This is a genomic window from Patescibacteria group bacterium, assembly GCA_035529375.1.
Classification (GTDB): Bacteria; Patescibacteriota; Microgenomatia; order PFEM01; family JAHIFH01; genus DATKWU01.
This window is the reverse complement of record DATKWU010000019.1, coordinates 1-10,244: the sequence shown is the minus strand read 5'-3', so window position 1 is coordinate 10,244 and position 10,244 is coordinate 1. Positions and strand designations below refer to the sequence as shown.

The window sequence follows — 10,244 nt, the reverse complement described above, 5'->3', positions numbered from 1 at the left end:
GACTGGGCACGGAAAATCGACCGCCCTGGCGGCGATTTTAGACGAAATTAACGAGAAAAGAGCCGAGCATATTGTCACCATTGAGGACCCGATTGAGTTTCTTATAAGCCCTAAAAAATCAATTATTTCCCAGCGAGAGCTTCATGCCGATACCCACTCTTGGAATATTGCTCTTCGTTCTAGTCTCCGCGAGGACCCGAACGTCGTTCTCATCGGTGAAATGCGAGACTACGAAACCATCTCCTCGGCTTTGACGATTGCCGAAACCGGTCATTTAGTCTTTGCCACACTCCACACTAATTCCGCCGCCCAACCGATTGACCGGATTGTCGACGTTTTCCCTGAGTATTCAAAATCTCAAGTAAGAATGCAGCTCTCTTTGTCTATCGAGGCGGTTTTATCTTTACGCTTGCTTCCCTGTCTGCGGGGAGGAAGAGTGGTTGCCAGTGAAATCATGGTTTCCACGCCGGCGGTGAGAACTTCGATTCGCGACGGCAAAACCCACATGATTGACAATATTATCCAAACTTCGGTGGATTTAGGGATGATGACTTTGGAGACGGATTTAGCCCGTTTAGTTAAGCAAGGAGAGATTAGCCTTGACACGGCCCGGGCTTATGCTCTTCGGCCTGAAGATTTGATGAGGAACGTGAGGGGGGCGTGAGAAAATATAATTATAAAGCCAAGAACAAAGAAGGAAAAACCGTTAAAGGGGCGATTGAAGCGACGGATGAGAAGCAAGCGGCTTTAGTCCTTCGGGGTAAGAGTTTGGTTTTATTTTCCCTTCAACCAACTAAAAAAGATCTTCTCAAAATGTTCTCCACTAAGTTTGTTCATCGGATAGGTTCGGGAGAGGTAGCCACTTTTACTCGTCAGCTTTCAACGATGATTACCGCCGGTTTAACCGTCGCCGATGCTTTAAGAATCCTTAAGGAACAATCGTCTCCATCTCTAATTTCGGTGATTGACGATGTTTTAAGAGAGGTGGAAGGGGGTTCAACCTTAGCGGCGGCTTTAGAGAAACATCATGAGGTTTTTAATGATGTCTATGTGGCTTTAGTCAAAGCTGGTGAGGCGGCCGGGGTTTTGGACGAAGTTTTAAACAGGCTGGCGGAAAATTTGGAAAAACAAAAAGAATTCAAAAGTAAAGTCAAAGGGGCGATGATTTATCCGATGGTGATCGTCGTCGGGATGTTAATTGTCGGCACGATTATGATGATTTTTGTTATCCCCAAACTCTTAGGAATGTATGAGGAATTTCAGGCAGATTTGCCTTTACCGACGAAAATTTTGATTTCTTTTTCTGATTTGGCAACTCGGTTTTGGTGGATAGTTTTAATCGGAGGAGGTGTGGCGGTCTTTTCCCTTAGAAGCTTTCAAAAAACGCCGCTGGGGCAGAAAAAGATTGACCAGCTCAAGCTTCAGTTGCCAATTTATGGAAATTTACAAAAGATGACGATTTTGACCGAAGTGACGAGGACACTTGGTCTTTTGGTGAGTACGGGGATTTCGATTATCGATGGTTTGAATATTGTCGCTCGGGCTGCCAATAATACGATTTATCTGGAAGAACTGCAGTTTGCCGCTAAACAGGTGGAAAAAGGCTTGCCTTTGGGGGGGACTTTAGCCGAATTTGAAGAATTTCCTCCGGTTGTGCCCCACATGATTTCCGTGGGTGAGGAGACGGGAAAATTAGACGAGGTTTTAACCAAACTTTCTCATTATTTTGAATCGGAATCAGGGGAGATGGTTAAAGGCTTGACAACTGCGATTGAGCCTCTTATCATGGTAGTACTGGGGTTAGGAGTTGGCTTTTTAATAATTGCCGTGATTTTACCGATATACAATTTAACGACATCATTTTAGAAAGAAGGGAGGTGAAATTAAAAAAATATGAAGAAAACTGCCCGTTTTTTAATGGCAAAAGGGTTCACTTTGGTTGAGCTTTTGATTGTTATCGCTCTTATCGGAGTTTTGGCCGTGGCCGTTCTGGCCGCCATCAACCCGCTTGAGCAGCTTAACCGTGCTCGGGACACAGGCATGGAGTCAGACGCCTCACAGCTTTTGGCAGCGATTGACAGGTATTATGCCACACAGGAGGAGTTTCCTTGGGTAACGGTTAATAACGCATTTACTAATGATAGCAACTTAGCTTTGACTAATGCCCAAGTCCAAGAAGTTGGAATTTGTGGAGGAAATTGCGCTGCTAATGGAATTTTGCTAGAGCAATACGAGCTTAAGTCCGAATTTAGAAACAGGAAGTTTATTACTGCGACCGCACAGACTGATCTGCTTTATTTAGCTAAGCAAGATGGGGCCTCAAGTTCGGTTTACGCTTGTTGGGTTCCAACCTCTAAGGCAAAAAGGGCCAACGCCAATATGAGTGTGACAAATATTTGGGACAATAGTTGTGATGGGGCAAATGTCACCTATGCCAATCTTGATTCCTCGTGTTTTTTCTGCATCCCGCGGTAATATATCTTGACAATAAAGGAAAGAGTAGATACTTAACGACAGGTGGTGGGGATAAGTGGTAAAAATTCGACATCACCTGTCAGTTGGTAGAGGAGGTTAGTGCTTTCAACAAGCGCAGGGAGGTAGTTTGTGGCTGATAAGATATATTGTCCTCTTTGATATACCTCTGTTTCGAGAGGATAATTTTTTTTCACTTCAATAAGTGCTTTTAGTGATTCTTGTTCTTTTCCTTGTTCGAATTGGGCCTTGTATAAGCCAAGATAATATTTAGGTGGTAGGAAAGGATTTCTCTTAAGGGCTTGGCTTAGAATTTCTTCTGCCTCTACGAGTTGGTATTGGGAGTAATTGATTTCTGCTATTTGGTAGTCAATCTCGAGATTAAGTGGATCAATAACTCTTAATCTCTCCAGAAAGAAAATTGCTTCTTGTGGCTGTTCAGTTTCAAGTTTGAGGGTAGCTAAATAATAGAAGCTTTTAGGGTTAAGGAAAAAGAGTGGTTTTTGGCTAGCAGCAAGAAGAATCTTTTCGGCCTGAGGATAGTCTCTCTCGAGAAAGGCTCGCTGTCCCCTTCTTAGATTGAGACTATCTAGAAAAAATAGAAAAAATAGAAAAACGAACGGGAGAATAATTAGACTTAGAGAGCCTTTCCTTATTTGCCAGACCGATACGTCTTTCATTAAAAATGAAACTAAAAGAAAAAAGATTATCTGAAGTGGGAAAACCCTTAGGGAACTATTAGTAAAACTTAAAATCAAAAATATAAGAACAGACAAAGCGACAGCTAAAGAGAGGGGTTCTTTCTCTTTAACGAAACTCAATATTTTCCTGATGGCAACGATGGCTAAATAGATAAAGAGAGCCAGTTGGGTTAAAAAGCCAAAGAGACCAGTTTCTACTCCAGTCTGAAGGGGTTCGTTCGAGGCGTAATCTGCCCACACCCAAGGTTTAATTAGATTTTGCCGATAAACAGGCCCGAAGTTTCCCGGCCCAATCCCCTGCCAGAGGTTGTTCTTGATGCTTTCGGCAGAAAAGCGCCAGATATCAGCTCTTTCTTGGAAAAACAGACTGTCTTGGAATAGACCAATAGAATCAGGGATGGAGCGGAAGCTAAAAGAAGGTAAAAGATTAGGAAGAGTGACTGCAAGTAAAAGGAAGAGGAGAATGGCTCCTTTTCGTTGCCTGCGCCAGGATTGAGGTATGTTTTTAGTGGACCAGACATAGGCTAAGAAGAGAAAGATGATAATCAGAATGAAAACAACAATATAAGTTTGGCTAAGAATCCAGGCACAAGCTAAAAGAAAAAGACTGGAAAAAAGGAATATTTTTTTATAACTCTTTACTCCGCTTTTTAAAAAAAGGACTAAAGTCAGGGGAAAAATCAAAACCATGAATGAGGCAGCGAGATTGGGCCAGTGGAAAGGTTCAAAAAGAGGTAGGATTTTCGCTGCTTTTGAACGACTAGTAAATTCGAAAATACCATCTAAAGTAGCAAGAGAGCCAAGAAAGATGAGAACGTTAAGTGTTTGGAGAAAGAAGTTAGTTTTAGAAAAAAAATTAATACCTACGATTACTAGAAGGAAAATTCCTAAGACCTCGCTTAATTTGAGAGTAGCGGTAAAGGAGCTGGGAGAAGCTAGACTAGAGAAAAAAACCGCTAAAAGATAAAACAGAAAGAAAATGGAGAAGTATTTTGGAAGACGTAAAGAAGATTTTTGTGCGAGAAGGAGAGTCAAGAAGAAAAGACAAAGGACGAATAAAGGAAGTTTAATCTCACCTGGGAGATGGTAAAATATGAGCTGAAAGAAAATGCTTATGAGAAAAAGAATTCGTATAAGCTTTTCTTTCTTCATTCGTTTTTCTCCACATGCACTATGATACTATGATAGAGTATTAAAGTATACCTAAAAGAAGGTCAACATGCGTAGTCTCATGAAGCCAGGTTTACGAAAATTTTTTTTAACACGCCTAAACAAACTTTCACCACTTTTTGAGAAATTTTCTGGTACAAGCCTGTTTTCGCTTATTTTCTTTCTTTCTTTATTCCTTTTTATTTTTTCTTTTAACTATACTTTACCTCGAGATCCAGATCTCGGTTGGCATTTACGGTATGGAGAGGAAATTATAAAAAGCAGGACAATTCCAGTTAATGATTTTTTCTCACATTCTTTTTACGGCCAAAGTATAACTGATACTGAGTGGTTAACAGACGTAATTTCCTTTTCCCTGTTTTCTCAGTGGCCTTTTTTGAGATTTGCTTTATTCTTTGGCTTTTTAACGACTTTTGCCTTTTTCATTCCAGCCATCTTTCTTCCGGGGAGCTTTTTTGGTAAATTTTCTCTCATTACCTGGGCTCTTTTGGGATCAATGTCGGTGATTGAGATTGGTGGAAGACCACAGAACATAAGCTGGGTTTTATTTAGTTTAACGGTTGTCATTTTGATTAAATATAGTGAAAGCAAAAAATTTAGGTATTTGTACATTCTTCCCCCGATTTTTTTGGTTTGGGCTAATGTTCATCCAGGTTTTTTCCTTGGTTTGTTTCTGTTAGTGGTTTTTTTATGTTTAGAGCTTATTTTTTCATTACCACGACTTGCTGGAATGAAGAAGAAAATATTAGTCTTTGCCTTAATACTTGTGTTCGCCTTCGGCTTTGCAAATATTAGGCCTCATGCTGGCCAATTTGAGGGACTGCTGCCTTTTGAATTGATTAAGGCTTTTTTATTACCAGTTAATATTGCTACCCAAACCTCTTTTAAAGGGGAGGTGCGGACGTCTATCAATGAATGGTTACCACCAACCTTTTTGGATTTATCTGGGGTTTTATTTTTTCTAGGCATTATTTTCTCAATAGCCATATTTATCATAAAACCAATTTCGAAAAAGAATGTAAAGTATTTAGTCCTACTGCCAATATTCATTTATTTTTCTACTTTATCGATGAGAAACAAACCCTTTTTCTTTTTAATCTTCATTCCGGCAATGATTGTTGTCTTAAAGGATTATCTCCGTGCTCGAAAGTTGAAGCCCTTTCTACCATTTTTAAATTTTCTTGCGGTTGTGGTGATGTTAGTTATTTCAATCCCAAAAATTACGGCTAATACGAGGACAATATTAAATGCCGGTTCTTCAGTTACCTCCCCGTCTTATTGTCAGTTGATGAATTATCCTTGCAAGGCGATAGAGTCTATCAAAAAAGAAAAGCCTTTTGGTAAGATGTTTAATGGCTATAATTGGGGGGGCTTTTTAATTTGGGAGCTGAGAGAATATCCTGTTTTTATTGATGGGAGAGTCCCCGAAGAGCCGATTTTTACTGAATATCAAACTGTAACTGATCTCAAAGAAGGCTGGGAGAAAGTTTTAGAGAAGTATGACATTAGTTGGATTCTTTATCATCGTAACCCTCTTTTTGAGGATTTTTTGAAAAGAGACGGCAAATGGAGGGAAATTTACGCTGATGAAATTTCAGTTATTTTAGTTAAGAAATGACATTTATGTTATGATAAAAATATCTCACTATGAAGAGTAAGCTAGCTCTGAATTCATCGAAAGATCTTACTCCCTTGTCTAAAGGCCTCACCCTAAGCGAGGTTTTAATTACTCTTGTTGTTTTGGCTATTTTAGTAGCTATTTTGATAGTAATAATTAATCCCCTTGAATATCTTCACAGGACTCAAGATAGTAATGCGGAAAATGTGGCGATTGAGTATATTAACGCCTGTACTCGTTATTATGCCAACCATGGTGAAATGGCTTGGAAAAGCAGCCCTCCCTCATCTCTTGCTTTCGATAAGGAGCCTGTTTTAGGTTACACCCAGATGTTAATTAGCGAGGGTGAATTAAAACCGGAATTTAATGAGGCTCTTGATAAAAATAACCGCCAGATTTATTTAACTGCTAAGACTAATCCGCCAGAGGTGATTGTCTGCTTTGATCCAGGCTCAAAGTCTTTGAGTGTTGATGAAGAAACAAGATATGGCTTTGACGGCTCCCTGAAAGAAGGCTGCCCCGACCCTGGAGAAGAGTGTTATTGGTGTCTCCGCCAGGAATAGTGATATACTGAAGGGGTGGAGGCATTTTTTCTTTCTTTTATCTTCATTTTAGGTTTGAGTATAGGCTCCTTTCTTAATGTTCTTATCTACCGTCTCCCCCGCTCTCTGAGACTGACGGGTCGGTCGTTCTGTCCTAAATGTAAGAAAAAAATTTCCTGGTATGATAATGTCCCCTTGCTTTCATTTATCCTTCTTAAAGGCAAATGCCGTTCTTGTCACTCCCCTATTGGTTTTCAATATCCAGTTGTGGAGTTGATAACAGGGATTTTATTCTTAACCACGCTAAATTTAATCCCAAAGCAAGCAATTTCCAATTTCCAATTGCCAATTGCGAAGCAACAAGCTTTGCTTATTTCCAGTTATTTACTAATTCTTACCTATTACTTATTTCTTATCTCTTCTCTGATTGTTATCTTTTTCATTGATTTAAAGCACCGAGTTATTCCTGACCAGATTATTTATCCTACTATTTTGATTATCTTGTTATATCAAATCATCAGTCACCAGTCACTAATCACTAATCACTTTTTCGCTGCCTTCGGCGCGGGATTATTCTTTTTAATCCTTCATCTCATTACCCGAGGCAAAGGCATGGGGTTTGGTGATGTCAAGTTAGCCTTCTTGATGGGCTTAATTCTTGGTCCTTTAAAAGTGATTTTCGCCTTCTATCTCGCTTTCTTGACAGGCGCTTTTGTAGGTGTCATACTGATTTTAGCGAAGAAAAAGAAGTTTGGGGAACAAATTCCCTTTGGTCCTTTTTTGACAGGAGCAACGGTAATCGCCCTTTTTTGGGGTGAAGAAATTATCAGATGGTTGACTGCCCATTTATTTTAAGGAAACCCTCCTTCGCCAAGGCTACGAAGGACAAGAAGCGAGGAATCTCCATTACTGAACTCCTCATTGTGATTGCGGTTTTGGCGGTCTTAATGGTAGTTTTCCTAGCGGCCTTCAAGCCTTGGACTCAGCAGGCTAAAGCCCGGGATTCGCGCCGCAAATCAGATCTCCAGAAGCTAAAAAATCCCCTTGAAGATTATTACAATGATAATAATTGTTACCCAGAAAGCCTACAAGACCTAGTTGATGGAGATTACATCGGTGAAGAACCGAAAGATCCTGATACAGGAGACTATTATGAATACTATCGTCTAAAAGATGATTGTGATAAGTATTGGATTTACACTAAATTAGAATGGCAACAAGATTCAGAGATTGTCGAAGTAGGTTGTGGTGTGGGTTGTGGACCTGGAGGCGATGCTCAGACCGATTTTGATCTAAGATGCGTCTTTAGCTACGGAGTTTCTAGTCCTGGAGAAAATCTAGAGTGTTGTGCAGAAAAATGCGCTGGTGGGAGACCTTGGGATGGGGGACCTTCAATGGGTGGTAGTGATTGTGATGTGCCTCTTTGCGGTGTAATAGGCTGTTGTGCTGGGCCAACAGTAGATCACATTGAATGTTATGGAACAGAAATATATTGTTGCCCGCCAGAAGAATGAAAATGAACAAAAGACAAAAGACAAAAAACAAAAAACTTGGTTTTACTCTTGTTGAACTCTTAGTGGTGATGGCGATTCTGGGAATTTTAGCAGTGGTCACTCTCGGTAATTTCCGGACTTCGCAAATTAAGGCTCGAGACGCCCAGAGAAAATCTGATTTGCGCCAGATTAGTAATGCTCTTGAAGCTTATTATAATGATTATGCTGGTTATCCTGATAGTGATTCTAGTGGAATGATAAAGGCATGTAGTTGTGGAGATGGGGACTTAGCTTGTACTTGGAACGACCCAGGTCAACGCGAGTTTTGTGATGAGAATAACACGGTTTACATGAGTATGGTGCCTGGTGATCCTTTAAGTGATCCTTCCCACTCTTATTGTTATTATTCGGAAGGAAATTTATATCGTCTTTATGCTATATTAGAAAATGAGAATGATCCTGAGGCGACGCTAGATGTTTCTTGCGGAGTGATTAGTAATTATAACTTTGGTATTTCTAGCGCTAACACATCGCCGGAGCCAACGCCGATACCATAAGATAATCGATAATTAGGAATTTAAAATGAAAAAAACAAAAGAAAATCCAATCCGACAAAGGGAATTTGGTTTCACGCACATAAGCAAAGCTTGTGAGCGTGGGTTCACGCTCATTGAATTACTGGTGGTGATTTCGATTATTGGTATTCTGGCAACTCTGTTGATTGCTAATATTGGTGGGATTCGAGAAAGAGCCCGGGACGCAAGGAGAAAGAGCGATCTCAATCAGATTCAGAAAGCGCTGGAAATGTATAAAAATAGCCAAAAGCCGCCTGAATATCCCACTGGAACCGGATATATATCTTTTCTGGAAGGAGCGCTTGAAACTGATTATATGCAGGATGTGCCCCACGACCCGAAATGTAGCTATAACGAAACCCTAGGGGATTGGGAATGTACTGGTGATTGGCCAGATTATTCCTATGCTCTTGATGCGGCTGATAGTCTGAAGTATACCTTAATCGTTTGTCTTGAAAACGCCTCTGATCAACAAAAAGATGGTACCAAGAATACCTATTGTTCAGGAGATCCTGCGCCACCGGCAAGTATTACTAGGGGGGAACCATGAAAGAACGCAATACGCAATACGCAATAAGTAATAAGCGAATAGGGTTTACCCTTATCGAACTCTTGGTAGTGATTTCCATTATTGGTATTTTAGCCACTCTGATGATTTCTCGTTATGGGATGGCAGAAAAAAGTGCTCGTGATGCGGAAAGGAAGTCGGATTTGAATCAATACAGGATTGCTTTAGAAAATCTTGCTTCTCAAACAGGGGGAACTTATCCGGTTCGACTTTCTGCTGATGATGCCTCAGACCCCGCTGGAGAGCCTTGTACAAGTTTAACAAGTGGAGACTATATGTCAGCTTGTCCCCAAGATCCCCGTCAAGAAGTAGGATCAACTACTTATCAATATTTTTATTTAAGTAATGGGACTGCCGGAATGGATGATGCTACCCATTATATTCTCTATGTAAGAACAGAAACTGGTTCAGGGAGCACAACGAATTTCTGGTATGTTTGCTCTGATGGAAGACTGGGTGAAAAGGCAGATAGCGGTACGCCAGGGGCGACCGATTGTGGATTTTTATGATGAGGAAAAAAGGCTTTACTTTAATCGAGCTTTTGGTAGTAATAGTTATCATCGGAATTTTAATGGGAATAATGTTGGTTTCTTATCAAGGCGTTCGGAGAACAGCCAGAAACGGCAGGAGAAAGGCTGATTTAGAACAGATTAGGTCAGCGCTTCAAATGTACCATGCCGACTGTGGCAAATATCCAGATTCTTTGGGTCTCACTTCAGGTGGTTCATTAACAGGGCCAACAGGATCAGATTGTGTGGGAATAACTTATATGGCTGAGCTTCCAACTGACCCTCTCTCTTCTTTTGATTATCTTTATTATAGTGATGCTGCCAGCGATCACACTTACACTCTTTGTGCCTATCTTGAAGGGATTGGAGAAGATCATTGTTCGGGGACAGGAGTTTGTGGTGGAGATTGTACCGACGAAGATGCCTGTAACTACAAAGTCTGTCAACCCTAGGTTGGAAGTTAATGGTTAATGAAGAGAATCAGATATCAAAATAAGCTTGCATATACCCTCATTGAGCTTCTCGTCGTCATTTCGGTTATTGGCCTCCTTGTCACTGCTGGCTTTGCTTATTACCAGGATTTTAATCGTCGCCAA

The 10,244-nt window shown here is 40.6% G+C and carries 12 protein-coding genes; 11 read left to right on the top strand and 1 reads right to left on the bottom strand.

Going from position 1 to position 10,244, the window contains the following annotated elements:
* The 3 genes from VMY36_04815 to VMY36_04805 form a co-directional block, all read left to right on the top strand.
* A partial coding sequence (locus tag VMY36_04815) for an ATPase, T2SS/T4P/T4SS family (protein HUV43188.1) occupies nucleotides 1–664 on the top strand: 664 nt, incomplete at its 5' end.
* Nucleotides 661–1,866, top strand: a complete 1,206-nt coding sequence (locus VMY36_04810; protein ID HUV43187.1) for a type II secretion system F family protein — start codon at nucleotides 661–663, stop codon at nucleotides 1,864–1,866. The genes VMY36_04815 and VMY36_04810, both read left to right, overlap by 4 nt.
* A gap of 27 nt (nucleotides 1,867–1,893) precedes the next feature.
* Entirely contained in the window at nucleotides 1,894–2,475 is a 582-nt protein-coding gene (locus VMY36_04805) for a type II secretion system protein (protein ID HUV43186.1), read from the top strand.
* A gap of 32 nt (nucleotides 2,476–2,507) precedes the next feature.
* On the opposite strand, the gene VMY36_04800 is transcribed toward VMY36_04805, so the two are convergent.
* Nucleotides 2,508–4,325 carry an O-antigen ligase family protein gene (locus VMY36_04800; protein HUV43185.1) on the bottom strand — a complete coding sequence of 606 codons (1,818 nt, stop codon included), beginning with the start codon at nucleotides 4,323–4,325 and terminating at the stop codon, nucleotides 2,508–2,510.
* Between the two features lie 79 nt (nucleotides 4,326–4,404).
* Between VMY36_04800 and VMY36_04795 the strand changes: the two genes are divergently transcribed.
* Genes VMY36_04795 through VMY36_04760 form a run of 8 tightly spaced genes read left to right on the top strand, consistent with a single transcriptional unit; the run spans nucleotide 4,405 to nucleotide 10,100 of the window.
* Entirely contained in the window at nucleotides 4,405–5,961 is a 1,557-nt protein-coding gene (locus VMY36_04795) for a hypothetical protein (protein ID HUV43184.1), read from the top strand.
* A 29-nt stretch (nucleotides 5,962–5,990) separates the two neighbouring features.
* Complete coding sequence (locus VMY36_04790; GenBank protein ID HUV43183.1) at nucleotides 5,991–6,524, top strand: prepilin-type N-terminal cleavage/methylation domain-containing protein; 534 nt, start codon at nucleotides 5,991–5,993, stop codon at nucleotides 6,522–6,524.
* A 15-nt stretch (nucleotides 6,525–6,539) separates the two neighbouring features.
* Nucleotides 6,540–7,358: a prepilin peptidase gene (locus tag VMY36_04785; protein ID HUV43182.1), complete on the top strand. Its 819-nt coding sequence runs from the start codon at nucleotides 6,540–6,542 to the stop codon at nucleotides 7,356–7,358.
* Complete coding sequence (locus VMY36_04780) at nucleotides 7,334–8,017, top strand: type II secretion system protein (GenBank protein HUV43181.1); 684 nt, start codon at nucleotides 7,334–7,336, stop codon at nucleotides 8,015–8,017. Before VMY36_04785 ends, VMY36_04780 begins: the two co-directional genes overlap by 25 nt.
* A gap of 2 nt (nucleotides 8,018–8,019) precedes the next feature.
* The gene (locus VMY36_04775; protein ID HUV43180.1) at nucleotides 8,020–8,553 is read left to right on the top strand and encodes a type II secretion system protein; all 534 of its coding nucleotides are present in this window, start codon (nucleotides 8,020–8,022) and stop codon (nucleotides 8,551–8,553) included.
* A 25-nt stretch (nucleotides 8,554–8,578) separates the two neighbouring features.
* Entirely contained in the window at nucleotides 8,579–9,121 is a 543-nt protein-coding gene (locus VMY36_04770) for a type II secretion system protein (GenBank protein HUV43179.1), read from the top strand.
* The gene (locus tag VMY36_04765; GenBank protein HUV43178.1) at nucleotides 9,118–9,648 is read left to right on the top strand and encodes a type II secretion system protein; all 531 of its coding nucleotides are present in this window, start codon (nucleotides 9,118–9,120) and stop codon (nucleotides 9,646–9,648) included. The genes VMY36_04770 and VMY36_04765 overlap by 4 nt, the downstream gene beginning before the upstream one ends.
* Nucleotides 9,645–10,100 (top strand): prepilin-type N-terminal cleavage/methylation domain-containing protein, encoded by a 456-nt coding sequence (locus VMY36_04760; protein HUV43177.1) that lies wholly within the window; start codon nucleotides 9,645–9,647, stop codon nucleotides 10,098–10,100. The genes VMY36_04765 and VMY36_04760 overlap by 4 nt, the downstream gene beginning before the upstream one ends.
* Nucleotides 10,101–10,244: the final 144 nt, after the last annotated feature.

Bases quoted from the DNA above. Each gene is read 5' to 3' on its own strand.
- VMY36_04805 (HUV43186.1), top strand. From the start codon at position 1,894: ATGAAGAAAACTGCCCGTTTTTTAATGGCAAAAGGGTTCACTTTGGTT.
- VMY36_04800 (HUV43185.1), bottom strand. From the start codon at position 4,325: ATGAAGAAAGAAAAGCTTATACGAATTCTTTTTCTCATAAGCATTTTC.
- VMY36_04765 (HUV43178.1), top strand. From the start codon at position 9,118: ATGAAAGAACGCAATACGCAATACGCAATAAGTAATAAGCGAATAGGG.
- VMY36_04780 (HUV43181.1), top strand. From the start codon at position 7,334: ATGGTTGACTGCCCATTTATTTTAAGGAAACCCTCCTTCGCCAAGGCT.
- VMY36_04770 (HUV43179.1), top strand. From the start codon at position 8,579: ATGAAAAAAACAAAAGAAAATCCAATCCGACAAAGGGAATTTGGTTTC.
- VMY36_04775 (HUV43180.1), top strand. From the start codon at position 8,020: ATGAACAAAAGACAAAAGACAAAAAACAAAAAACTTGGTTTTACTCTT.
- VMY36_04790 (HUV43183.1), top strand. From the start codon at position 5,991: ATGAAGAGTAAGCTAGCTCTGAATTCATCGAAAGATCTTACTCCCTTG.
- VMY36_04760 (HUV43177.1), top strand. From the start codon at position 9,645: ATGATGAGGAAAAAAGGCTTTACTTTAATCGAGCTTTTGGTAGTAATA.
- VMY36_04795 (HUV43184.1), top strand. From the start codon at position 4,405: ATGAAGCCAGGTTTACGAAAATTTTTTTTAACACGCCTAAACAAACTT.